16 protein-coding genes are annotated in these 26330 nt (G+C 59.2%); 7 read left to right on the top strand and 9 right to left on the bottom strand.

Annotation, left to right across the window (positions count from 1 at the left end; all coding sequences use genetic code 11):
* Positions 1–49: 49 nt before the first annotated feature.
* From porU to L888_RS0102755, 8 genes are all read right to left on the bottom strand, one after another.
* Entirely contained in the window at positions 50–3589 is a 3540-nt protein-coding gene (porU, locus tag L888_RS0102790; RefSeq protein WP_027951786.1) for a type IX secretion system sortase PorU, read from the bottom strand.
* 16 nt (positions 3590–3605) lie between these two features.
* Positions 3606–4223: a fumarylacetoacetate hydrolase family protein gene (locus L888_RS0102785; protein ID WP_027951785.1), complete on the bottom strand. Its 618-nt coding sequence runs from the start codon at positions 4221–4223 to the stop codon at positions 3606–3608.
* Between the two features lie 5 nt (positions 4224–4228).
* The gene (locus L888_RS0102780; RefSeq protein ID WP_044248481.1) at positions 4229–6355 is read right to left on the bottom strand and encodes a S8 family serine peptidase; all 2127 of its coding nucleotides are present in this window, start codon (positions 6353–6355) and stop codon (positions 4229–4231) included.
* Positions 6356–6484: 129 nt separating this feature from the next.
* The gene (gene tsf / locus L888_RS0102775) at positions 6485–7483 is read right to left on the bottom strand and encodes a translation elongation factor Ts (RefSeq protein WP_027951783.1); all 999 of its coding nucleotides are present in this window, start codon (positions 7481–7483) and stop codon (positions 6485–6487) included.
* Positions 7484–7600: 117 nt separating this feature from the next.
* A complete protein-coding gene (rpsB, locus tag L888_RS0102770; protein ID WP_005844962.1) occupies positions 7601–8443 on the bottom strand; it encodes a 30S ribosomal protein S2 in 843 nt (280 codons plus the stop codon).
* 332 nt (positions 8444–8775) lie between these two features.
* The gene (rpsI, locus tag L888_RS0102765) at positions 8776–9162 is read right to left on the bottom strand and encodes a 30S ribosomal protein S9 (RefSeq protein WP_005844964.1); all 387 of its coding nucleotides are present in this window, start codon (positions 9160–9162) and stop codon (positions 8776–8778) included.
* Between the two features lie 12 nt (positions 9163–9174).
* Positions 9175–9636: a 50S ribosomal protein L13 gene (gene rplM, locus L888_RS0102760; RefSeq protein ID WP_005844966.1), complete on the bottom strand. Its 462-nt coding sequence runs from the start codon at positions 9634–9636 to the stop codon at positions 9175–9177.
* A 541-nt stretch (positions 9637–10177) separates the two neighbouring features.
* Positions 10178–11005: an O-fucosyltransferase family protein gene (locus tag L888_RS0102755; RefSeq protein WP_027951782.1), complete on the bottom strand. Its 828-nt coding sequence runs from the start codon at positions 11003–11005 to the stop codon at positions 10178–10180.
* A 108-nt stretch (positions 11006–11113) separates the two neighbouring features.
* Here L888_RS0102755 and L888_RS0102750 point away from each other — a divergent pair, with 108 nt between their 5' ends.
* The 3 genes from L888_RS0102750 to L888_RS0102740 all read left to right on the top strand — a co-directional run bounded on the left by L888_RS0102750 (position 11114) and on the right by L888_RS0102740 (position 14685).
* On the top strand, positions 11114–12559 hold the full coding sequence (locus L888_RS0102750) for a lipopolysaccharide biosynthesis protein (protein WP_027951781.1): 1446 nt from the start codon (positions 11114–11116) through the stop codon (positions 12557–12559).
* Positions 12560–12563: 4 nt separating this feature from the next.
* Complete coding sequence (locus L888_RS0102745; RefSeq protein ID WP_027951780.1) at positions 12564–13460, top strand: beta-1,6-N-acetylglucosaminyltransferase; 897 nt, start codon at positions 12564–12566, stop codon at positions 13458–13460.
* A gap of 82 nt (positions 13461–13542) precedes the next feature.
* The gene (locus tag L888_RS0102740; protein ID WP_027951779.1) at positions 13543–14685 is read left to right on the top strand and encodes a glycoside hydrolase family 88/105 protein; all 1143 of its coding nucleotides are present in this window, start codon (positions 13543–13545) and stop codon (positions 14683–14685) included.
* A gap of 4 nt (positions 14686–14689) precedes the next feature.
* Here L888_RS0102740 and L888_RS0102735 read toward each other — a convergent pair whose 3' ends face one another.
* On the bottom strand, positions 14690–15631 hold the full coding sequence (locus L888_RS0102735) for a glycoside hydrolase family 43 protein (RefSeq protein ID WP_390183297.1): 942 nt from the start codon (positions 15629–15631) through the stop codon (positions 14690–14692).
* Between the two features lie 261 nt (positions 15632–15892).
* On the opposite strand from L888_RS0102735, the gene L888_RS0102730 reads away from it, so the two are divergent.
* The 4 genes from L888_RS0102730 to L888_RS0102715 all read left to right on the top strand — a co-directional run bounded on the left by L888_RS0102730 (position 15893) and on the right by L888_RS0102715 (position 26269).
* The gene (locus L888_RS0102730; RefSeq protein ID WP_027951778.1) at positions 15893–19192 is read left to right on the top strand and encodes a SusC/RagA family TonB-linked outer membrane protein; all 3300 of its coding nucleotides are present in this window, start codon (positions 15893–15895) and stop codon (positions 19190–19192) included.
* Positions 19193–19208: 16 nt separating this feature from the next.
* Positions 19209–21212 (top strand): RagB/SusD family nutrient uptake outer membrane protein, encoded by a 2004-nt coding sequence (locus L888_RS0102725; protein WP_027951777.1) that lies wholly within the window; start codon positions 19209–19211, stop codon positions 21210–21212.
* A gap of 153 nt (positions 21213–21365) precedes the next feature.
* Positions 21366–24578: a glycoside hydrolase family 2 TIM barrel-domain containing protein gene (locus L888_RS0102720; protein ID WP_449404747.1), complete on the top strand. Its 3213-nt coding sequence runs from the start codon at positions 21366–21368 to the stop codon at positions 24576–24578.
* Between the two features lie 215 nt (positions 24579–24793).
* Positions 24794–26269 (top strand): hypothetical protein, encoded by a 1476-nt coding sequence (locus L888_RS0102715; protein WP_027951775.1) that lies wholly within the window; start codon positions 24794–24796, stop codon positions 26267–26269.
* The last annotated feature ends 61 nt before the right edge of the window (positions 26270–26330 follow it).

The following is a 26330-nucleotide window of genomic DNA, read 5'->3' as shown; positions in this document are numbered from 1 at the left end:
CCGAACCATGACTGGCGGCAAAACACTACACCATAAACGCCGCAACGGCCTATTTATTGCTGATGACGACTAATTTCCGTGCCTTGGAGGCCTCGGCACTGCCGTCGCTGGCCACCCGCACGCGGTAAAGGTACACGCCAGTGGGCAACCGACTCCCGCCATCCTGGCAGAGATCCCAGTCTATGGTGTAGGCCCCCGGAGAAGAAACGCCACGCTCGCTATGGGTCCAGAGCAGCCGTCCGCTCATGTCGAACACGTCGATGGACACGTCCATGGTGCAGCCTGAGAAGTCGTGGTTCACGATAAACGTGGTGTTGGTGGAGGCGGGATTGGCCGACACATCGACGCTATAGATGGATGGCACAAGGCCCTTGACCACGGTAAACTCGAGCGTGGCTGTGGAGGGATTGTTGAGAACATCCCATGCCCGGAAGAGCAGCGTGTGGCGGCCGGGCTCCAAGGTGGGTATATTATAATAGGTAGAACCGCTGGTATAGGTGCCGAAATCGAACTGGAAATGGTCGTTGAGCGTGTAGGTCTTCGAGGCGTCGCCGTCTATAATGAGCTGCATGTCGTGCCCAATGCCGCTGCCCGAGGCGTTGATGCCGTCGGCATCGGTGAGCCGGGCCACGAAATAGGGCGTGGGATTGACGGCCGAACCGTTCTGGAACTGTGCGGTATTGAGGTAGCAGTAGATTTTAGGGCCCACGGAATCCATCGCCGTCTCGTCGGAACCGCTCAGAGTGAAACCATCCTCGGTGCCGTGAGCCGTGAGCGTACGGGCCGTGTTGACTGCGTAGAGGTTGATGAGTCCACTCTCGTCGGAGTAGCTGATGTCGCGTGGAACGGCAAACGAAAGGCTAAAGCGGCCCTGCCGAACACTGTCGGAACCGCTGTAGAGCGTGCCGGGACGGTCGTAGAAAGTAAAGGCCTTGGTGGTCTCAGCACTGGCATTCTGCTTGCAGGTGATGAGTTGCCGCACATCGCGCACCACGGCCGTCACCACGCCGTCAAAGTCGGAAGCCTGCTCGATGTGCCCGGACAGGCGCACCTTGCTGCCGGCGCGCAGCTTGACAGGAGCCGACGGAGAGAGGGCCACGCCATTGATGGAGTCGACCACGGCCGAGAGAGAGGGCAGGCAAAGAGACAGTGCGGGGTCGCCGAGCAGCGAATACTGCAGCTTGTTGGTGGTGCGGTCGGCATCGGAAGTAATCATCAGATTCTTGGCCTGTCGCTGGGCTTCGCCCAACGTCATGGCCTTGCCATTGGGACGGCTGAGCACCAAACGCAGGAACGCCATGTTGATGAGCTTGTTGTAATCGGCGTAAACCGTGCGCGTGGTGCCGAAGAAAGCCACGGCTCCGCCGTTGGGATTGAGCACGGCGGCCTCGCCAATGGTGGGTGTGGTGCCGTCGAAAGGCATGATGTCGCACGAGGCCGTGATCCAAAGCGGCAGGTTCTTGTTGGTGAAATGCTCGAAATCGGAGAGCTTGAGAACGACTTCATGCGAGATCTGATCCTCGCGGCCGTGGCCGGCATAGTCCATGATGAGCGCGCCGGCCTGCTGCTGCTGCTTGACGATGCTGCTCACCTCGGGGTAGCTGTTGCCCGCCGCCGATGTCTCTCCGGTATAGGCATCCCACATCACTTTCTTGACCAAATAGTCGGGATAACGGGCTGCAATGTCGTTGGCGGCCTCGTCGAGGTCCTTCATGTGCAGGTTCCTGTTGCCGTCGTCACCCATGAACATCAGCACGTTCTGCCAGGCCCCGGCATTGGAATTGGTGGCATAGCCGATGGTTTTGTCTACCATGGCCTTGGCCTCTTCGGCCGTGGTGACCGGGAAACGGCCCACGCCCATGTCGAGTTTGTCTGAGCTTTGGGGATCGCCGCCCTCGCCGTCGTCGAGCAAACAGAAGAAACCGTCGTCGACATAGCACCTCACTGCGTTGAAAGAATTCTCACTCTCGAAGCAGAGCAAGTAGTCGTCGGGATTGAAGTTGCGGCATTCATTGGTGAGCATTCGGTTGTCCCACACACAGTCTCCAAAGAGCAACAGGTGGCGGGGCATGTCTGCCGGGGTCTCGGCGCGATCGTAAAGCATCTTGAGATAACGGCGGTAGGCATTGGCATCAGGGGTTCCACTGGAGAATTCGTTATAGAGTTCGTCGGCCGGAACGATGCGCACACGCAGCGAGTCGTGCCGTTCGTGGAAAGCCGCCAGACGCTGGGCCTGGGCCAGAAGTTTCTGTGAAGTGGGAATGATGATGACCATATCGGCCGCGCCATCGGCGTGAAGATCCTGATTGGTAATGCGGTAAACATACTCGGGAACGGCGGTGACGGCCGACAAGCGGGGGGTCTCGGCGGCATCAGTCCACGCCATCGACACATAGTCGAGACGCACGGGGCCGCCGGAAAGCACGCGTATCTTCACCGTATCTGTGGCATGAAGTCCTGCGACCCGGTAGGTGCCGGATGCCTCATTGCCCTTGTCGAACTCGCCGTACAGCCTGACGGTGAGCGTGCCGAGCACGGAATCATTGAGCAATATCTGGGCCTGGCTCACTGTTCCGGCAGAGATATTGACCGAGAGCAGGCCCGAGGCGGAACGGCTGCGGTTGCCAATCACCACGCGACGGGTGCTCCCCACAGCCGTGCTCTCACGGTCGAAGAGATTGCGTCCGCCGTGATACCAGCTGTAACCATCGGCTTCATAAAGGCTGTGATAGTCGTCGGCGGAGGGATAGAAAGCCGAGACAAAGGTGGCAGAATCGACTTGAGCCGGTGCGTCGGCCGTCTGGGTGAGGAAGTAATAGCCGTAGTCGGAATAGGGATTGCGGGTGCGTCGGGCCGCCGTGTTGCTGCTCCAGCTCACCGGCCCACGGGCAAAAAACAGCCGTTTGCCGCCCACAGTGCAGGTGGGCACCTCGCGAAGGTCGTCGAGTTCCTGTAAATCCTTGGCCCGAAGAACCTCATTTTGCAGGTTGCCGCCATAGCCATAGACCCGCACTTTGCTCAAATCGGTAAAGCCGGCCTGGCGGATGAGCGACTCGCTGAGCTGGTAGACCCCGGTGGACGGCACCCTGATCTTGGCCCATGCACCCGTGGCCAGCACGGAGTGGGCGGCATAACGCGAGGACGCCGCCGTGGCCCGGGTGAGAGCCGCAGCGCGCCGAACGGCACGGTTCTGCACGCGGGCGTCCACCCGCAACATGAAACTGACAAGGATTTGATACCGTCCTTCACGATAAACCAGTGGGCAGAACTGCACCTCCAGAGCCCCTCGCTTGCGGTCGAGAACGATGCGCTGGGCCAGCTGCGGCAGGGCAGGCAGGGAGTCGGACGAGAGCAAACGATAGTTGTTCACGTCCTGAAGAGTCATGTCTATAAACTCAGGATAGAGAATGGAAGCGGTATAAACAGAGTCCTGCCACGCCCCGTCGAGGGGAACGGAATAGGCAAACTGGGGCAGCACAGAGTCTACCCGCACCTCGTCGGAAGTGAGATTGAAGAATCGTTGGGCTTGCATCGTGGTGCAAAGGCACAGGGCGGCAAGCACGGCCCAAGCATGGCGGTCTATTCTCATGGCCTGAAAAACTCCTTTATTTACAATTGAACTCCAACACCTTACGGTCTTCCAGATAGCCCTCCAAATGGTCATCGACATGCACCGGCCCCACTCCGGCCGGCGTTCCGGTATAGAGAATGTCGCCCGTCTTGAGGGTATAGAAGCGGCTGATGTAGGAGATGATCTCGTCCACACGGTAGAGCATGTCGGCCGTGCACCCTTGCTGGACGGTCTTTCCGTTGATGTCCAGATGGAAATGGAGGGCCTGAATGTCGAGAAACTTCTCCTTGGGCACCCACTCGCCGAGGCACGCCGCCCCGTCAAATCCCTTGGACAGGTCCCAAGGCTGCCCTTTCTGCGACAGCCTTTTCTGCAGTTCGCGGGCCGTAAAGTCTATTCCTACGGTGACGGCATCATAGTAGCGGGGCGCAAATCTCACGGGCACCGTCTTGCCCAGCTTGCAGATACGCACCACCATCTCCGTCTCGTATTCAATGCGTCCCAGGTGGTCGGGGATGAAGAACGGCTTGTGATCCTTGAGCAAACTGGAGTCGGCCTTGAGGAAAATCACCGGTTCATCCGGTTTCAATAACGTGCCGTGCAACTCTTTATTGTGCAGGGCGTAGTTCATACCAATGGCAAATATCTTCATGATTCTTAATGACGAACGACGATTTTCTGCCCCGCACGGACATAGATGCCCCGTTGCAGACGGGACACATCCGTGCCGGCATAGCGGCCATCAAGCCTATAGATGGCCGAAGCGCTCGGTCGGGGCGACACCACGGCGACGCCTGCGGCCTGCCGTGCCAGGACAGCCTGAAGCCCTGCATAGGCATCTATCTCGCCGTGTCCGTAGAGCTGGTTGGGATAATGGAGGGTGGGGTCGGGATGACGACAAGTCGAAGCCATCACCTCCAGGCAGTCTTCGGGGGTGAGTTTAGGGTCGGCCTGGAGCCAAAGAGCTATGACACCGGCCACCACGGGCGAGGCCATGGAGGTGCCTCCATTGCTGTTCCAGGCATAGGTGCGGCCGCCATACGTGAAGTGGCGCACGTCGGAGGTGAGGTCGCGGGCCGTTGGATTGTGCTCCAGGTAGAAGCTGCTATAAGAGGAAACAACGTTCTGTCCCGGTGCCATGACATCGGGTTTCAGCCGCCCATCCCACGTAGGGCCCACGGCGGAATAGGGAGTACGACGGCCGTCGGTCCCGTTATCATAGACCATCAGGTTACCCAAATAATTGACAAACTGCGTGCGATAGGCCGTGGCTCCCACGCAGATGACGCGCGGCGCACTGGCCGGCGAGTAGACGCTGTGGGTGTTGTCGCCCGAGCAGAGCGTGGGATCGATCGCGCTGTGATAGAAAGACCCGGTCACGGGAAACAGTTCAACGCGGACCTCGCGCCCGACAAGCTGGAGCGAAGCGGGCGCGCCATTGCGGAAAGGCTGGCCGGAAGTGCTGATGGCCCAGTCGCAAACGGTCTCTGAAGCATCGTAAGCCGAGGGATAAGCCACGGCAGCAACCACATAGCGGGCCGTATCAAGCCGTAGCGTGTCGCGGAGCATGGAGTCGGGTCGGGCAAGTACGGCCGACAGTTTATAGTCGCGTACCAAGGCCGGAAGGCTGTCGCGATAGAAGGAGAGACGCAGGGTGTAGTCGCCATCTGCCTTGGCAGTGGCATAGACGCGGGGCTGCCCACTGGTGCAGAACACGCCGGCCGAGGCCGTTCCTGCCGGTTTCTCTACATAATTGATGCCCTGCCCGGCATTACCTGCAGAAGAAACGATGATGCGTCCGGGCCCGCAGAGCGAGTCGAGCATCTCGTAATAAAGCCGGTCGTAACCGTGGAAATCCTGCTGCGAGCCCTCGCTGAAGTTGATGACGCAAGGCTTCCCCATCCGGTCGGCCTGGTCAAAAATGTATTTGAAACCGAGGGCGTCGAGGGCAAAGGTGTACTTGTAATAATCGGCAGGATCGATGAGCGAAGCGTCTTCGCTCACGGCATTGCTGACCAAGCAGAGGTCGCTCTCGTAGGCAATGCCGCGATAAGGCGAGTTGACGCCCGGCCCCTCTGCCCCACTTCCAGCCGCGATGCCCGCCGTATGCGTGCCGTGCGTCTGGATCAATCCGTCGCGCGGGTGCCCCAACGACAGCAGTTCCGCACGACCAACATAGTCGCGACCCACGGGCAGCGCGGAGCCAAGCGTGTCGGTGGAGAGCTGATCCCAGAGGGCTCGAACGCGGTAAGTGGAGAAGTCGGAGGAATAGAAATTGGGATGGGTCAGGTCGAAACCGATGTCCTGCACCCCCACGAGCACCCCCCGTCCCGTGTAGCCCTGAGGCAGATTCAAGCCCTCGTAAACGGCGGGGGCCTGCACAATCAAGGCCGTGGTGTCCATCAAGGCCGTAGCCCTGCGCCCTGCCTCGATGCGCAACACGTGGCCATTGCGGGCCAACGTGTCCAGACGATTGAGCGGAATCTCGGCTATGGCCAGCGTGCCATACCTGGCCAGCACGCGGCATCCCGCAGTCTCCAGCACCTGCGAACCGGCATCTGCGGTCTTGACAAAGGCGGTGAGCACGGCAGGACGAGCGGGCAAACCCTTACGAAAGTGCGGCCGTTCCTGACGCGCATGGAGCCAGGCCTCGCGCACCAGCGGCGACATCTTCGACAGAACGGCACGCTGCGCCGCCGCCTCCATGGGAGACAGCAACACCAGCAACCCCGTCATCAGCAGGGCAAACCAGGCGGCAGCAAACAGGCAAGAGGGCTTTTTCATCAGAGGGAAACGGCACTTTGAAAGAAAACAAACGGGAGCCACAGAAGACAAGTCTCCCATGGCTCCCCGCTAATATCTGAAGACCAAGCCCGCACAGCGGGGCCCGGTCTGTTGGATTGCGTGTTGAAATCAGTCTGCAGAAAGGCTGAAGCGCTTGTAAGCAACCACTTTCAGCCCCTTGGCCTGCTTGTCGAGCCACTGCGAAACGCTCTGCTTGTCGCCATCGCCAAACTGGAATTCCTGGTCCACAAGGCAGTTCTCCTTGAAGAACTTGGCCATGCGGCCCTTGGCAATGTTCTGAATCATGCCCTCGTTGAGGCTGGCAGCAGCCGTCTCCGACACCTCGGCCTTGATGGCTTTGGCCTTGTCGGCATCCTCCTGCGTGAGCCAACCCTTGGCCACATTGGAGGCAATGTGATCCTCGGAATCCACGAGATTGGCGTTGATGCCGGCCTTCTTCAGGGCCACATTCACCTGACGCTCGATCTGTTCTTCCTTGGTTTTCTCCACGGCCACCTTGAGTTCGCTGTCCTTCACCTCCTGCGACACGCTGGCTTCGTCGAGAGCAACCGGCTTCATGGCAGCCACCTGCATGGCCACTTTGTGGCCGGCATCCTCATTGGCAGCGGTGAGCTGCACGAGCGTGCACAGCGTGTGGCGACCCATGTGGTCGTAAGTATACACATTGTCGCCCTCGAGAACGAGATAGCCGTCGAGCTCCATCTTTTCGCCTACAACGCCCGAACGACGCACCACAGCCTCGGAAATCTTCGTGCCGTCGGCCAGTGTGAGTTCCTTGACCTGCTCCAGACTCTGGGCCTTGGCAGCGACAGCGGCATCGAGAATCTCCTGCGTGAGCTGGATATAGTCGGCTCCGTTGGCCACGAAATCGGTCTCGCACTTCAGCGCAATCATGGCCGCAAAGCCATTGTCGTTCTTTACCAGCACGCAGCCGTTGGAGGTTTCGCGGTCCGAACGCTTGGCAGCGATGGCCAGACCACGCTCGCGAACGAGCTCCACTGCCTTGTCAATATCACCATTGGCTTCGGCGAGGGCCTTCTTGCAGTCCTTCATTCCTGCACCGGTCATGGTGCGCAGCTTCTTGATGTCTTCTATTGTAACAGCCATAATAATATAGTATCTTTTGAATTTTATGAATTGTTGTTGAAAGCGATAGGGTCTTATAGGAGTGCGTGTTAGGGTCTTACAAGATCCTATCTTATCCTATAAGACCCTATGATGACCTTACTCGGCGGCAGCCTCGGCAGGTGCAGCGGTCTCCTCGGGCTTTGCCTCGGCCACCTCTTCTGCAGTCTCCTTGCGTGCACGACGGGCATGACGGCGGCCCTCGGCGGCCTCATCGGCCTGCTCCTCGGCAGCCTTGTCGTCGGCTTTCTCGGCCTTGCGCTCCTCGAGGCCCTCGGCAACGGCAGCGCAGACAGCGTTCAGAATCACCTCCACAGAGTCCTTGGCGTCGTCGTTGGCAGGGATAACGTAGTCGATGTCGCGGGGATTCGAGTTGGTGTCGACGATGCCGAACACGGGAATTCCCAGGCGGTTGGCCTCTTTCACGGCGATGTGTTCTTTCATCACATCCACCACAAAGAGGGCCGAAGGCAGACGGGTCAGGTCGGCAATAGAGCCCAGATTCTTCTCCAGCTTGGCGCGCTGACGGTTGATTTGCAGAATCTCGCGCTTGGAAAGATTCGAGAACGTACCGTCGTTCATCAGCTTGTCAATGTTCGTCATTTTCTTCACGGCCTTACGAATCGTGGGGAAATTGGTGAGCATACCGCCCGGCCAACGCTCGTTCACGTAAGGCATGTTTACCGATGCAGCCTTTTCGGCTACAATATCCTTGGCCTGTTTTTTAGTAGCGACGAACAGAACCTTCTTGCCACTCTTGGCAATGCCCTTCAAAGCCTCGGCAGCCTCGTCGATTTTGGCTACCGTCTTGTTCAGGTCGATGATGTGAATGCCGTTGCGCTCCATGAAGATGTAAGGAGCCATAGCGGGATTCCACTTGCGCTTGAGGTGGCCGAAGTGGCAACCTGCCTGCAGTAACTGGTCAAAATTTGTTCTTGACATGGTCTTTTTTTCTTTAAATTGTTTACTTTCCTTTTAATTCTTTTAGAACCAGCCCGTGGGTAGTCGGCATGCGAATCTCACGGGTTTGGATGCTAAACAGAGTTTTGTAATTCAAAATTCAGAATTCAAAATTCAAAATTAGGCTGGCGCGACGTTAGCGCATGAGCCGCTGTCCGAACCGACATGAGCCGTTGTGTGAACGGGTACGAACCACGAGACAAACGGACATGAGCCGCCACGCGAATGGGCACGGACTGCCACACGGAGGTGCGGTTCCGCTTTGAACCCCGAGCTTTAAATTTTGAAAGCTGAATCTTGAATTTTGAATCGAATCATCGCTTACTGAACTGGAAGCGACGACGAGCCTTGGGCTGACCCGGCTTCTTACGCTCCACGGCACGGCTGTCGCGTGTGAGGAAACCGTGGTCTTTCAGGTTTTTCTTGTCCTCGGCGTTCACCTTGACCAGCGCGCGGGCAATGGCGAGGCGCAGAGCCTGGCTCTGACCCGTGTAACCGCCACCGTCGAGGTTGGCCTTGATGTCATATTTCTCGGCAACTTCCAACAGCTCCAGTGGCTGCTTCACCACATACTGCAGAATGGCCGATGGGAAGAACTCCTTCAAATCCCTCTTGTTGATTGTGATCTTGCCGGTACCCTCAGAGAGGTAAACACGAGCGACGGCACTCTTGCGGCGACCTATTGCGTTGATAACTTCCATCTTTTCTCCTTATTATTTATACTGGTTAATATCGATTGTCTTGGGCTTCTGGGCCTGCTTGTCGTGCTCGGCACCCTCAAAAACATAGAGATTGTCCAACAAGGCGCGTCCCAGACGGCCCTTGGGGAGCATGCCCTTGACAGCGTGACGAATGATCTTGTCGACACCGCCCTTGCGTGCACGAAGCTCCGCGGGCGTGTTGAAGCGCTGTCCTCCGGGGTAACCAGTATAGCGTGTGTAGACTTTGTCTGTCTCCTTCTTGCCGGAGAACACCACCTTCTCGGCGTTCACAATGATGACATTGTCGCCGCAGTCTACGTGAGGCGTGAAGTTAGGTTTGTACTTTCCGCGAATGAGCTTGGCAACTTTAGAGCAGAGACGACCCACAATCTGGTCGGTAGCGTCCACGACAACCCACTCCTTCTTCACAGTTTCCCTATTGGCGGAAATAGTCTTGTAACTTAAAGTGTCCATTTTAAAACTTAAATTTACTACTAAAAAACGTTTTTATTTACCTTGATGCAAGCAGAGACCTCACGGCGCCTCCAGTCTAAAAGAGACCATCCATGGCTTTTGCCCTGCCCCACGGCCGATTCACTAACCGTCGCGTCCGGCCAAAGGCGCGACTATTAACACGGTCGTGTATGGGGCTCTAAGTGTGCCCCGGAAATAATCGGTTCTGCAAAATTACACATTTTATGACGTACAACGCACGACAAAACGGTGAAAACGCCCATGGATTAAGTATTATTAACCTTATTTCGATTAATTAACGTCCCGCGAATACGGTTTCAAGCCATGCCATGGACGGCCTCGCCGCCCGCCCTGCCCAGGGCCGGGACGGGGCGGCCAACGCATGGGCAAACTGCGGGGAAAGGCTGCAGCGCAGACGGCACGGGCGTATTCGCCCGACGATTGCGCCGTAACGGCCTCGCGTTTACGGCCTCAACGTCGCGCGTTTGCGGCGCAATCGCACGGCGTTTACAGCCGCAAACGCAGCCCCAAAAAGCCGCTTTCACTGCCGGAGAACCGTGAGCGGACACCCGCCGAGGCGCGAGGCCATGACCGAGAACGAGCTGCCGGCCGACCCATAGACGTGCCCCGTGGCGGCAAGGGCGTACATATCGACCAGCCCGCCGCGGATGCCCTCGGTGCTGTCGCGGTCGGCCGGGGCCGCCTGCACCACCAGACGGTCGCCGAACAGCCGCTGCAGCTCCCGCTTCGTGGGCTCGTCGTCGGTGGCCAGAAAGATGCGCGTGTCGGCGTGGGCCGCCACCTCGCGCCGCCCCGCCTCGACAAACAGCTGCAAAGGACTCTGCCGAATGCTCTCCGCATTGTCGGTGCGGCGGATGTGGAAGCCCACGGTGTGGGGAGAAAACCGGGCCGCCAGCGAGGCCACGGCTTCGGCCACGGGCCTTGCCGGCCGGAACAACCGGGTGTAGACCGCGTCGGGAAACGTGCCGAACTCCTGATAGCAGCTCATGTAGCTGCGGCGGCCCGCGGCCCAGGCATCGAAGTCGAAGCCCTGCCGTTTCAGCGGCGTCACCTCGGGTTCGTCGATGCGCTGGTCGAAGAGCAGCTGCTGGAACGGGCGCGGCAGCCACAGGTTGCGCCGGCGCGGACGGTCGTGGAGCAGATAATCCAACGGCCGGGCCTCGCGCACCGACAGCTCCGGGCACGGCTCGAAAATGGCTGCATAGGGGGCGCGCAAAGCCCAGTCCTGAAACCAAACCACGCGGACGGCCACCCCCGTGCGCCGTCCCAGCTCGCATGCCGAGGCCATGGCCCGCATGCGATTGGCCAGTCCTCCCGAGGGCACAAAAACTAAACTGCCGTTGCTCATACCTTGTTTTTGGCTGCAAAGGTAAGGAGTTTGCGGCGATTTAGCCATGAAATCAGGGCCTTTTCTTGGACAATTCGCCGATAAAGCGTATTTTTGCATCAAGGAAAAATGGAATCGCTCAAGGAAAAAACAGCTAAGGGACTCTTCTGGGGAGGGCTGAACAGTGGCTTGCAACAGGCCATTGGGCTGGCGTTCGGCATCGTTCTTGCCCGGCTGCTCGCCCCGTCGGACTATGGCATGATGGCCATGATAAGCGTGTTTTCGCTCATTGCCAACGCGCTGCAGAACAGCGGTTTCAGCACCGCACTGGTCAACATCAAGGAGCCTTCCGACCGCGACTACAACTCCGTCTTCTGGTTCAACATCATCGTGGGCCTGTCGGCCTACGCGGTTCTCTTCTGCTGCGCCCCGCTCATCGCCGACTATTACCACACCGACAAGATAGTGCCGCTGAGCCGCTACGCCTTTCTGGGCTTCGTGCTGGCCTCATTCGGCACGGTGCAGAACGCCTGGCTCTTCAAGAACCTGCGGGCCAAGCAACAGGCCAAGGCCGGTATTCTCTCGGTCATCGTCTCGAGCACGGTGGGCGCCGCCTGTGCTTTCAACGGATGGGCCTACTGGTCGCTGGCCACGCAGAGCAACGTCTTCGTGCTCTGCAACACGCTCATGGCCTGGCACTATTCGGCCTGGCGGCCCAGCATGCGCCACATTTCGTTCGGGCCCGTGAGGCGCATGTTCCGCTTTTCGTTCAAGATTCTGGCCACCACCATCACCAACCAGGTGAACAACAACATCCTGAACATCCTGCTGGGCCACTACTTTTCGGCCCACGACACGGGCAACTACAACCAGGCCTACCAGTGGAACTCGAAGTGTTACTACCTGGTGCAGAGCATGGCCAACCAGGTGGCGCAGCCCGTGCTGGTGAACCTGCGCGACGAACGCGGCCGCCAGCTCAACGCCTTGCGCAAGATGATGCGCTTCACGGCCTTTGTTTCCTTTCCGCTTCTGTTCGGTTTCGGGCTGGTGGCCCGCGAGTTTATCGTGCTGGCCATCACGGCAAAGTGGCTGGCCAGCGCCGAAATGATACAGATACTCTGCGTCAGCGGGGCCACGATGCCGCTCTACACCCTGCTGTCCAACCTCATCATCAGCAAGGGCCGGTCGGACATTTTCTTCTGGTGCACCCTGGCGTTGGGGCTGGTGCAGGTGGCCGTCATGCTCCTCATCTGGCCGTGGGGCATCCGCGTCATGGTCGTGGCCTACACCGCGATCAACGTGGCATGGCTCTTCGTGTGGCACGCTTTCGTCTGGCGTCTGGCGGGCTACACGCCCGCCATGTTCCTGCGCGACACGCTGCCCTTTGCCCTCGCCGCCCTCGCGGTCATGGCGGCCGTCCACCTCGTCACGGCCCCCATCGCCTCGCTTCCGCTGCTGCTTGTCAGCCGCATGGCGCTGGCCGCCGTGCTCTATTATGCGGTCATGCGAGTGGCCGGAGCCCGGATTCTGATGGAGTGCCAGCGTTACATCCTTTCCAAAATCCACAAACAGTAAACCCATGAAATTAGCGTTTCTCATCTCTGCACACCAAGATGCACGCCAGCTTGCCCGGCTGGTGAACAGCCTTCCCGAGGACTCGGAGTTCTATATCCACATCGACCGCAAGGCCGACATCCGTCCGTTCCAGGAGCGGCTCGACCGGCCCAACATCCGTTTCATCGAGCATCGCGTCGATGTGGTGTGGGGAAGCCTCAACGAAGTGGAGTATCAGGTGGAGCTTATCCGCGCCGCCCTCTACTACGGCCGGGCTGATTATCTCATCACCCTCAGCGGCATGGACTACCCGCTGTGGGGCAACGGCCGCATCAAACGCTTCTTCAGCGAGGCCGGGGGCCGGGAGTTCCTGCAGGGTATCTCCATGCTCCGCCAGGGCAAGGCCTCGCGCAACTACCGCGACTTCCGCTTCCTGGCCAGCCGTCCATGGCCCGCCGGCAGCCTGCAGAGCAAGCTGCGCGTGGCCCTGCGCCGCCTCGTGGCGGCCACGGGCGTACAGAAAACGCTGCGCATTCACTGCCCGGGCAAGACCTATACCTTATATAAAGGTGCAGCCTGGTGGGCCATCACGCCCGACCTGGCCCGGCTGGTCGTCGAGGAGTGGGACGGCAATGCGCACCTCGTGGGCTACTTCAAGACCAGCTTCTGCCCGGCCGAGACCTTCGTCCAGACCGTGGCTTTCAACTCAGGCTTCGCCTCGCGCTGCATGCTGGCCGAGGGGCGATACCAGAGTCTGGCGGCCCTCACGCCCCTCACCTACATTCACTACCACCCCGTGGTCAAGGTGCTCGACGAGTCAGACCTCGACACACTGCTGGCCTCGGGCAAGATGTTCTGCCGCAAGGTCGTGTCGCACGACAGCGACCGGCTCGTGGAACTGATAGACGCCAACCGGCAATAGGCCGGCGCCGGCACGCCGCCGCACAGGACAGGCACGCCGGCACGACAACCGCCCATCCATAAACCCAATCATAAAACCGACCATGAGAAAGACTCTGATTATGGCCTTGCTGCTGGCATTCGGCCTTGGCCTACAGGCCAGGAACTGGACCCGAGAGCAGGTGGCCGCCCTCATCACCCGCGTAAACAACCATTGGCAAGAGAACCACAAGCCCGAAGTGCGCAGCTTTTGGGACGAAGCCGTGTACCATACGGGCAACATGGAGGCTTGCCAACTGCTGGGACAAGCCGCCTGGCAAGACTACAGCACGCGCTGGGCCGAGCACAACCTGTGGCAAGGGGCCCGCGAAACCGACCCCGCGAAGTGGAAATACCGCCAGTATGGCGAAGGCCAGCAGCACGTGCTCTTCGGCGACTGGCAAATCTGTTTCCAAACTTACATCGACCTCTACTGGATGGCCAACGCCCAAGGGGCGTCGGCCCGCAACGAACGCATGGTGCAGCGCGCCCGCGAGGTCATGGGCTACCAGGTGCGGTCGGCCGCCAACGACTACTGGTGGTGGGCCGACGCGCTCTACATGGTGATGCCCGTCATGACCAAAATGTACCGTCTGACGGGCGATGCGGCCTATCTGGACAAGCTCTACGACTACGTGTGCTATGCCGATTCCATCATGCTCGACGACGAGACGGGCCTCTACTTCCGCGACGGAAAGTATGTCTACCCCCGGCATGCCACGGCCAGCGGCAAGAAAGACTTCTGGGCACGCGGCGACGGATGGGTGCTGGCCGGCCTGGCCAAGGTGCTGCAAGACCTGCCGCGCAGCTGCCGCCACTACGCGTTCTTCCTCGAAAAGTACAAGCGGCTGGCCAAGGCCGTGGTGCAGGCCCAGCAGAAACAAGGCTACTGGACACGCTCCATGCTCGACCCCAAACAGGCTCCCGGCCCCGAAACATCGGGCACGGCGCTCTTTGCCTACGGGCTGCTGTGGGGCGTGAACCATGGCGAGCTGGCTCCGCAGAAGCCCGTCACGAAAGCCATCGACCGCGCCTGGCGCTACCTCACCGAGACGGCCCTGCAACCGGATGGCGGTATCGGCTACGTGCAGCCCATCGGCGAGAAAGCCATTCCCGGCCAGGTGGTCGACCAAAATTCGCAGACCAACTTCGGCACCGGGGCTTTCTTGCTGGCCGCCTGCGAGTATCACCGCTACCTCGGGCGGTAAGTTGTCAGGGCAATATCCGCTTGCCCACCTTCAGTTTGTCGCCCGACAGATCCACCTCGAACAGGCAGGGCTTGCGGATGGTACGGCCCGTGGAGCTGTCGTGGCTGTGCACGGCCATGAGCCACTGCCCCTCAAAGGTCTGGAAAAGCATGCCGTGGCCGTAATTGGGAGGCGTTATCGGATCCGGCTCCTGGAGCCAGGGGCCGTCGAGCGTGCCGCTCTGCGAGTAGGCCACGCCCTGCGTATAGACGTCCATCACCCAGCTGGTCCAGAGCATGCCCAGCCGACCCGTGCCGGTGCGGAAGAGCCAAGGGCCGTCGGTCACCTTGTTGGGGCGCACCCTGCCGTCCACCATCTCCCTGCTCCAAGGGCTGTCGCTGGCCCAGAAGAGCGTCTTGCCCTCGCCGATGCTGCCGCTCAGGTCGGCCTTGAGTTCTATTTTATCGACCGTGCCGTTGCCATTTTGCAGCCACTCCCAACAGTACACCATATACGGTTTCCCGTCGGCATCCACCCAGAACGTTCCGTCGAGCGTGGGCTTGGAGGCCGGCAGATAGGTCTTGTCGCGCATCGGCCGGTATGGGCCCTCGGCCTTGTCGCTCACCAGCACGTGGCTGGCCCGGCGGTCAATCACGTTTCCCGCCACCGTGTCTATCTTCACCGCCTCGTTGGTAAAGGTGGCAAAATAGTAGTATTTGCCTTGATAGCGGTGCAGCTCCGCCGCCCAAATCATCGGGTTCGGGCCCATCCACGAGCTGCTGTCGGGCCGAGCCACGCGGTAAGGGCCCGTCCAACGCTTCAGGTCTGGGCTCTTCCAGAGCAGCCCGCCGGTGCCTGTCATATAATAAAGGTGGGTCACGGGGTCGGCCAGAATGCAAGGATCGCTCAGCCGGATGTCGGCCAAGGCCACGGTTTGGGACGTATCTGCCGGTTCGGCAGCCGCCATGGGCTGGGCCGTCGAAAGGGCCATAGCCAGAGAAAACAAGAGGTTGTACATCATGATAGCTTGTTGTTGACGCTGCAAAAGTAAGCCATTCGCCCGACAACGGCAAGCCCATGCGGGTCTTTTTTCCGGCATGCCGCAATTGAATCTTAATTTATGTTACAGAACACAGCGGCGTGTATGAACTTATGTTATATTTGCAAGGTAATCGATGAAACCGAAGAAACAAAGACAACCTATAACAATTAAAAACATTAACGACCCATGAAACAGAAACCTAATCCATCATCGACACAGCGCATTCTCCTGTCGTCGATATTGGCCTCCGCCTTGTTCGTAGGGCTTCCGCAGCCGCTGCGTGCCGGCATCAACGCCACTCAGACCATCCAGCAGGCCGGAATGGTGAACGGGCGGGTGGTGGACGCCAACGGCGAAGCCATCATCGGTGCCACCATCAAGGTGGTGGGCACCCAGGAAGGCACCGTGACCGACCTTGACGGAAACTACACTGTCAAGGCCAAACCCGGCGATTTGCTCGAGATTTCCTACGTGGGCTACAAACCGCAAACCGTGAAAGCCGGCAGCGGCTCCGCCCGGATTACGCTCATCGAGAACTCCCAGAACCTGAACGAAGTGGTTGTTGTGGGCTTCGGCACACAGAAAAAGGTGAACCTCACTGGGGCCGTGGCTGTGGTCAAAGGCGACGAACTGGCCCAACGGCCGGTGCAGAGCGCAGCCCAAGCCCTGCAGGGCGTGGTTCCGGGACTGCAGATTTCCAGCTCGTCGGGCGGCTCGCTGGACTCCAATCCCAGCATCAACGTGCGCGGCACGGCCACCATCGGTGAGGGTTCCAAAGGTGAGCCGCTGATCCTCATCGACGGCATGGAGGGTGACATTAACACCGTGAACCCGCAGGACATCGAGAGCATCTCCGTGCTGAAAGACGCTGCAGCCTCGAGCATCTACGGTTCGCGCGCACCGTTCGGCGTGATTCTCATCACCACCAAGAGCGGCGGCAGGGACGGCCGCGTGACGGTGAACTACAACAACAGCTTCCGTTTCAGCAACCTGATTCGCGGCAAGCACATGATGAACTCCGTAGACTTCGCCAGCTGGATGAACGACGCCCGCACCAATACGGGCAGCACCGTGTTCTTCGAGAACGACCGCATGAAGCAGATTGTGGACTATCACAATGCCACCCCCGTGAGTCCCGGCGTGCGCAAAACCGCCGACGGCACCCTGCTTTATGCCATTCCTACCCTCAACGGCACGACGTGGGCCGATGGCTACGGCTATGGCATCGACGACGTAGACTGGTACGACGTGGTCTACAAGAACACGGCCTTCGCCCAAGAACACAATGCCAGCGTGAGCGGAGGAAACGAAAAATTCAACTACTACCTCTCGGGCAACTACCTCTACAACGGTGGATTCATCGACATGGGCAGCGACAATTACCACCGCTACAACGGTACCGTCAAGCTCAGTGGAGAGGTTTCTCCCTGGGCCCGCGTGAACTACAACATGCGCTTCACCCGCACCAACTACAAGCGTCCGGCGGCCCTCACCGACGCCCTGTACAGCGACATGGCCCGCCAGGGCTGGCCCATGCTGCCGCTCTACGACCGCAACGGCTATCTCTACAGCTCGCCGTCGCCCGCCCTCGGACTGGCCACCGGCGGCGAAGACCGAAAGGAGCAGGACGTCATCTACCATCAGCTGGGACTGGTGCTCGAGCCCGTCAAGAACTGGGTGACGCACATCGACTTCAATTACAAGATAGACAACAGGATACGTCACTGGGACAGCCAGCGCACTTACAACCACAACGTGGCCGGCGATCCCATCATTTACAACCAGAACTCCAACGTGCACGAAGACGAGTACAAGGACAATTACCTGAATTTCCAGGCCTACAGCGAATACTCCTGGTCGCTGGCCGCAAGGCATAACTTCCACATCATGGCCGGATTCCAGGCCGAACAGCTGAAGCGCACCGAGTTCGGACTGCAGCGAGACGGCATCCTCGACCCCTTCAAGCCCGAAGTTGACCTGACCAGCGGGCTGAGCTACGACGGCAAGGCCGTGGTGCCGAGTACGAACGGCGCACGCAATCAGTGGCAGACGGCCGGATTCTTCGGACGACTCAACTACAACTACAACGAACGTTATCTGGCCGAAGTCAACCTGCGCTACGACGGCACTTCCAGATTCCGCACCGACAAGATGTGGAAGCTGTTCCCCTCTTTCTCGATGGGATGGCGCATCTCGGAAGAGAATTTCATGGAAGAGACCAAGAGTTGGCTCAGCAATCTGAAGCTGCGCGCCTCGTATGGCAACCTCGGCAACCAGAACCTCGACAACTGGTACCAAACTTATCAGACCATCAGCTACCGCTCTTCTGCCGGCAACTGGCTGCAAAATGGCGTGAGACCCAACACCACCGCCGCGCCGGGACTGGTTTCTGCACTGCTCACTTGGGAGACTTCCGAGAGCTATAACATTGGACTCGACTTCGGTTTCCTGAACAATCGGCTGAGCGGAATCTTTGAATGGTACATCCGCAACACCAAGAACATGATGGGCAACGCCCCCGAACTTCCCGCCATCCTGGGCACCAATGTTCCCCAAACCAACAACACCGACCTGCGTACCACCGGCTGGGAATTCCAAATCAGCTGGCACGACCGGCTGTCCAACGGGCTGAACTATGGCATTACACTGAACCTTTCGGATGCCCGCACCAAGATTACGCGCTACCCCAACAACCCCACCAACTCTATAGACACCTACATTGCAGGCCGCTATCTGAACGAAATCTGGGGCTATACAACCATCGGAATTGCCAAGAGCAACGACGAAATGAACGCCCATCTGGCCCATGCCGACCAAAGTACACTGGGCAGCAACTGGGCGGCCGGCGACATCATGTACGAAGATACTAACAACGACAAGAAGATTTCTGCCGGCGCACGCACGCTGGCCGACCACGGCGACCTGAAGGTCATTGGTAATTCCACGCCGCGTTATCTCTTTGGTCTCGACCTGAATGCCAGCTGGAAAGGCTTCGACTTCCGAGCCTTCTTCCAAGGTGTGCTCAAGCGCGACTCGTGGCTCGGCGGCTCATGGGGTTCTCTGGAGTACTACTTTGGGGCAACCAACTCTTGGGAATGGTGGGCCACCGGCATCACCGCCGTCAAGGATTACTACCGTGATGCCAACACCTGGTCGGTGGCCAACGGCTACCAAAGTGCCAATCAGGACGCTTTCCTGCCGCGTGCCACGTTCAGCGACAAGAACGAACAGTGCCAGACTCGCTACCTGATGAATGCCGCCTACATGCGTTTGAAGAACCTGCAATTGGGCTATACCATCCCACGAAACATCACAGGAAAGTGGAGCATCACCAATCTCCGGGTCTTCTTTTCCGCCGAGAACCTCTTTACCATCACGAGCATGCCCGAGCAGTTCGACCCCGAAATGATTGGCAAAGACGCCAAGCATTCCAACGGTTATCCGCTCTCCAAGACATTCTCCTTTGGTCTTAACGTAACCTTCTAACCCCCCGCATGCTATTATGAAACGCTATAAGATTTCCCTGTTGGCCCTGGCCCTCACGGCCGGCTTGGCCTCTTGCAACGACTTTCTGGAGCAAGACCCACCGTCAAGTATCACTCCCGAGAACTTCTACACCAGCGAAGATCAGCTGCAGGCAGCCGCAAACCAGCTCTATACCGACATTCTGCCCGGACATGGAGGCTGGAATTACGGCACCTATACCAGCGACAACAACACCGACAACCAAATGTCGCGCACGCCAGGCAACCAGTTTTCCACCACGCTCTACCGTACCAGCAACACCAACGACGACTGGAACTGGACCCGTGTACGCAACGTAAACTACCAGTTGGGGAAGATTTTGCCCAAGTATAATGCCAAAGCCATCAACGGTTCGGAAGCCAATATCAAGCAGTATATTGGGGAGCTTTACTTCCTGCGGGCATTCGCTTACTTCGACTTGCTCCAGAAATTCGGCGACCTTCCCATCCTCACCGTGGCCATGAAAGACGTGGAAGCAGACCTCGTGGCGGCCAGCAACCGGCAGCCTTGCAACGAGGTGGCGCGCTTTATCCTCAACAATCTCGATACGGCAGCCACCTACATGGAGGGCCACACCGTAGCCACCACACGCATTGGCTACGATGCCGTGCAGCTCTTCAAGAGCCGCGTCGCCCTGTACGAGGGCTCCTGGCTCACCAATTTTGCCGAGACACCTTTCGTGCCCAACGGCACCGGATGGCCCGGAGCCAGCAAGAACAGCGGCTATCAGTTCCCTGCAGGTTCCATCCAGCAGGAGGCACGGTGGTTCCTCCAGCAAAGCGTGGACGCTGCAGAAAAGGTTGCAGAGAAGTATAAGGGGCAGCTGTCGGTCAACAACGGCACCGTGCCCCAGGCGCTCGGGCAGGACAATCCCTATCTCGACATCTGGGGAACAACCGACTGCTCCAAGACTCCCGAGGTGCTTCTCTGGCGGCAATACAGCAAGTCGCTCGGCGTACAGAACGACATTGAGGTCGCAGTTCAGAAAGGTAACATCGGCACCGGCTTCACTCGAAGCCTTATTGAGAGCTATGTCATGAAAGACGGCAAGCCCATCTACGCCTCGAGCTACACCTACAGCGACACTTCCGTCAGCAAGGTGACCGTCGATCGCGACCCGCGTCTCACCGTCATGCTCAAGAAACCGGGCGACAGAAACGCCTTTATCAACGTCACAGACGAGGCCGGCACCCACTGGACCGAGATCGAGCCCGTGCCCAACATCCTCATTTCCAACGCCGAGGACGGCTACATCACGGGCTACGCCATTCGCAAAGGCATGACCCACGACCGCTCGCTCACCGCCAACGGCGGAAGTTACAACGCCTGCGTCGTCTTCCGCGCCACCGAAGCCCTGCTCAATTACATGGAAGCAGAGTACATGCTCACCGGCAATCTGGGCACCGGCCACACCTTAGAATACTGGAGAGCAGTGCGCACCGCAGCCGGATTCACCGGCGATGCCATCGATCCCAACGTCACCATCAATGCCACAGACATGAGCAAGGAGACCGGAGACTGGGGTGCTTACACCGCCGGCAAGGTGCTCACCGACAAGGTGCTCTACAACATCCGTCGCGAGAGACGCTGCGAACTGCTGGCCGAGGGGCTGCGCGACATGGACCTGAAACGCTGGCGCGCCTTCGATCAGCTCATTGCTACTCCCGCCCACACCGAGGGCATCCACTTCTGGGGCACCGTGATGCAGCACTGGTATGCCGCCCAGGATGTGGTGGCCGACGGGTCGAGCGCGGCCACGGTCTCCGCACAGAGCAAGAGCGAGTACTTCCGTCCCCACGAGATTATCAAGGACAACAACAACTTCTACGATGGACTCACCTGGAAGATGGCCCACTATCTGGAGCCGTTGCCGCTGCGACAGTTCCTCCTCACGGCCCCCGACCACGCCACCATGAGCGAAAGTCCCATGTACCAGAATCCGTATTGGGGTCTGGAAACCGACAAGACCGCCGCACAATAACCCCACAGCCCACAGCTTTTTCAGGGGGGCACGCACCGACTGGTGCGTGCCCCCCTGATTTGTTTTTTGAACGAAAAAGGCGGCAAATCTTGCTGATATAAATGATTTTACGTAAATTTGCCTACAAAATTGCAATCTAACCAATTATCAATGATGAAAACAACCCTATTCATTACGGCCATGATGGGCATGGCGCTAAGCATGACAGCAGCCAAGCCCAAGCCGTCTGTCGCGGTCGATCCACAACCCACATGGACAGAATGGAACGACTTACAGGTGAACGAAGTGAACCGTTTCAAGATGCACACCAGCTTCTTCGGCTACGAAAATGAGGCTGCTGCCCTGAAAGGCGACAAGACAGCCTCTGCCAACTACCTGTCGCTGCATGGCCCATGGAAGTTCAACTGGGTGGCCAATGCCGACCAGCGGCCCACCGACTTCTACAAGACCGACCTCGATGACTCTGCTTGGAAGACCATGCAGATACCGGGCAACTGGGAACTCAACGGCTTCGGCGATCCAGAATATGTCAATGTTGGCTTTGCCTGGCGTTATCAATTCGACTGGAACAAACCGCTCAACATACCCACCAAAGACAACCACGTGGGCAGCTATCGCCGCACCATCACCCTGCCGGCCAACTGGAACGGCAAGCAGATCATCGCCCACTTCGGCTCCGTTACCTCCAATATCTACCTCTATGTCAACGGCCGCTACGTGGGCTATGCCGAGGATGCCAAATCGGCTGCAGAGTTCGACATCACCCAATATGTGCACCCCGGGGCCAACCTCATCGCGTTCCAGACTTTCCGTTGGTGCGACGGTTCGCTCAGCGAGGACCAGGATTTCTGGCGCCTCTCCGGCGTGGCCCGCGACAGTTACCTCTATGCACAGGATGCCAAAGTGAACGTAAGCAACCTCCGCATCACCCCCAACCTGGAGAATGACTATACCGACGGCGAGTTGCTCATCGACGTAGACGTGCAGGGCGACCCGGTCATTGAGTTCCAGCTGCTCAACGAAGGAGGGGCCGTGGTGGGCCGATCCACGGGCAACTTCCGCCGCATGACCCGCGGTACAGCCCGTTTCATGGTGCGCAACGTCAAGAAATGGACCGCCGAAACTCCGTATCTCTATACCCTGCTTGCCGTTGTCAAGGATGCCAAGGGCAACGTGGTTCAGGCGATTCCACAGAAAGTTGGCTTCCGCAAAGTCGAGATCAAGAACAGCCAGCTCCTCGTCAACGGCCAGCCCGTACTCTTCAAGGGCGCCGACCGCCACGAGATGGACCCCGACGGCGGCTACGTAGTCACCCGCGAACGTATGATTCAAGACATCAAGATCATGAAGCGGCTCAACATCAATGCCGTGCGCACCTGCCACTATACAGACGATCCTCTCTGGTACGATCTCTGCGATGAGTACGGCCTCTACGTGACGGCCGAGGCCAATCAAGAGAGCCACGGATTCGGCTACAACGATAACTCTGAGGCCAAGAAGCCCATCTTTGCCCGCCAAATACTGGAGCGCAACCAGCACAACATCGAGATACAGTTCAACCATCCGAGCATCATCGTGTGGAGTCTGGGCAATGAAACCGCCGACGGCCCCAATTTCACGGCCGCCTATCAGTGGGTCAAGAGCCAGGATCAGAGCCGCCCCATACATTGGGAGCGCGCTGGCATCGACGGTTCCAACACCGACATCTTCTGCCCCATGTACTATTCGCATGAGGCTTGCGAGCGATATGCACAGAATCCCGCCTACACCAAGCCGCTCATCCAGTGCGAGTACAACCACACGATGGGCAACTCAGGCGGCGGCCTCAAGGAGTACTGGGATCTCGTGCGCAAGTATCCCAAGTTCCAGGGAGGCTACGACTGGGACTTCGTAGACCAGGGACTGCACCGCCATCCCGACTTTAAAGCCAGCCGTACACTGGCCGATTACGAAGCCATCGCCGCCAAATATGAGGTCGGTACCGGCAATATGTCACCCCTCTATACCTATGGCGGCGACTACAACAAGACCGATGCTTCAGACAACAACTTCAACTGCAACGGCATCATCGGCCCCGACCGACAGCTCAATCCACACGCCTACGACCTGGCCTACGTGTATCAGAACATCTGGGCCCAGCCCGTGGACCTCAAGGCCGGAACCGTCTCCGTGTACAACGAATACTTCTTCCGCGACCTCTCCAACTACAAACTCGTGTGGACATTGCTCCAGAACGGCAAGGCCGTTCAGCATGGCGAGGTGGGCGACTTGCAGGTGGCCCCGCAGCAGACACGCACCTACACCCTGCCCTATCAGGTGCCGGCCGATGGCGAAATCATGCTCAACATCGAGTTCAAGCTCAAGACTGCCGAGCCGTTGATGGCCGCCGGGCAGACCGTTGCCCACCGCCAGCTCGCCGTGCGCGAGGAAGCTCCCGTGAGCTACACCGAGAACACGATGATGAATCAGAAGCTGAAGATCGACAACAACAAGAAGAACCCACTTCTGTTGCTCACGTCGGATCAGGCCCGCCTAGCGTTTGACAAAGCCACCGGACTGCTCTGCCAGTACACCGTGGACGGCCAGAACCTGCTCGGCGAGGGCGGTGCCCTGAAGCCCAACTTCTGGCGCGCCGTGACCGACAACGACATGGGCGCACAGCTGCAAAAGAAATTTGTCGCCTGGCGCAACCCCAAGATGACGCTCAAATCATTCGTCGTCGAGAAAGTGAAAGCCGGCAAGGGCACCGCCGCCAAGATAACAGCCACCTACGACATGCCCGAGGTGCAGTCCACCCTCACCCTCACTTACAACGCAGCAGCCGATGGCAGCCTGGCCGTAACCGAGGCCCTGAAGACCACGCCCGGCGCCGAGGTGAGCCCCATGCTCCGTTTCGGCATGCTGATGGAGCTGCCCTACGGCATGGATCAGAGCCGTTTCTACGGCCGCGGCCCCATCGAGAACTACATCGACCGCAAGGAAAGCCAGCCCCTGGGCATCTACACCCAGACGGCCGACCAGCAGTTCTTCCCCTACATACGGCCGCAAGAGACCGGCACCAAGAGTGACATCCGCTGGTGGCAGCAGACCGACGGCGCGGGCCGGGGCTTCCGCCTCACCGCCACCGACCGCTTCAGCGCCAGCGCCCTGCACTACAGCGTGGCCAGTCTGGACGAGGGCGACGAGAAAGCCCAGCGTCACTCGCCCGAGCTCGAGCGCAGCAAGTACACCGAGCTCTGCTTCGATCTGGCCCAATATGGCCTGGGCGACGAGAACAGCTGGGGGGCCTTGCCGCTGCCGCAGCACCGTCTCACCTACAAGGATATGACTTTCACGTTCTGCATCACGCCGCAGACGGTGAAATAATCATCCGCTCCCTACACTCCAAGAGGGTGTGCCAAAACAAAGAATCATAGCCAAATCGCAGGGACATACACCTTGTATGTCCCTGCATTGAACGGTGCGGACAGACACGCGCAGGGGTTATCCCCACATGCAAGCCGCAGTTGTTCTGTTTTGACACACCCTCTTTTTCTTACCATTTTTTTATAGGATAACACCCCGTCACACAGAATCTGGATATGAAAAACAAATGCTATTGGGCCGCCGCCTGCTTAATGGCCCTCTCCCTGCCCCTCCATGCCGACCCCGGCGACACGCTTTCGCTGGACGAAAAGTGGCTTTTCAAACTGGCCAAGACCGAGTCGACGGCCCCCCGCGACTATGCCGCACCCCACTGCGACGACTCCCAATGGGGGTTCCAGAAGATGCCCGGCACCTGGCGCGTGCCCGTTGCCTGGGCCGAGTCCAACTATGTGGGCACCTACCGGGGCTGGCTCAAGATGCCGCCCACACTCAAGAACCGCCGTATCTTTCTCCATCTGGGCTTCACCACGGCCACGGCCGACATCTATGTGAACGGCCAGAAAATAGGCCGCTCCGCCACCGACCGGGCGCAGACCGAGTTCGAGGTGACGCCCTATATCAAGCTGGGCCAGCGCAATCTCTTCGTGTTCCACATGCCCCACTACGACGAGGGCGACACGCCCTTGTCCCCCGACGACAAGACGGGCATCCTCTCGCGCAGCTTTGTCTACAACATGCCCGCCGACGCCAGCCCGGCTCCGGAGCAGGTCCCCGCCCCGGCCTCACCCGGCACCCGCGTGGGCGACCGCCGCAACCTGGCCCTCAGCCGCGGCTTCGACGACACGCCCCAGCGCATGCTCTCCGACATCGAGCGGCTGCGCCAGCTGGGCTTCGGCGCCATCACCTACAACAAACTCTCGTCGTCGCCCGAGTTTCTCGCCTTGGCCCGACAACACAACATGCCGGTGGTGAGCACGCCGCCCGTCACCTCGGAGCGGCTCGTCGACGAGAACAACGCCTACACCCCCGCGGCCTACGACCTGTTGCTGCCCGCACCCGACTTCGATTTCACGAAAGCACTGGCCGACAAACGCCGGCTGGCCGGCGAGGCCCTGCCGCACCCCCGCCCCCGCAAAAAGAAGACAGACGACTGGTTTACCGTCAGGGACAAGACCTATCACATCGTGTTCGACCGCTTCACGGGCCTCATCCACAGCTACACACTGAACGACGTCGCCGTGTTCTCGGCTCGCGTCACCGTGATGCCCAACGCGCGGTTCAAGCTCGTGAGCTTCAAGAACACCCGGCCCCACAAGCTGCGTGGCACCCGGGTGACGGCCGTCTACGACGTGGAGGGCCAGGGCCGCGTCACGTGGGTCTACGACATTGCGCCCAGCGGCGTGCTCACCCTCACGGCCGGGGGCGGCAGCGACATCCTCGTGTCGCTCTCGCCACGGTTTGAGCAACCGCAGGTCCTGGCCCAAGGCTTCACCGGCACCGACACGCTCACCACCCTCCCCGACCGCCGTCCGCGCGCCTACCTCGTGCGGGGCACCGAGGCCAACGGCCACGGCATTGAGGTCATGGGGCCCCGTCCGTTCACCGCCCTCAAGGCTCCGGCCACGACGCAGGTCATCGTCCACCACGACGCAAAAGACTTTGAACTGTCCTTTTTGCCCCTGACCCTGTAAGGTTCGCAGGGCTTTCTACCCGACTGTCCACCTTTTTAAGAAGAAAAATCCACCCCCAAGC

Origin of the sequence: Hallella seregens ATCC 51272 (assembly GCF_000518545.1) — a bacterium.
Classification (GTDB): Bacteria; Bacteroidota; Bacteroidia; order Bacteroidales; family Bacteroidaceae; genus Prevotella; species Prevotella seregens.
Note: the sequence above shows the minus strand (reverse complement) of the source record. Positions and strands in the feature narration are given on the sequence as shown.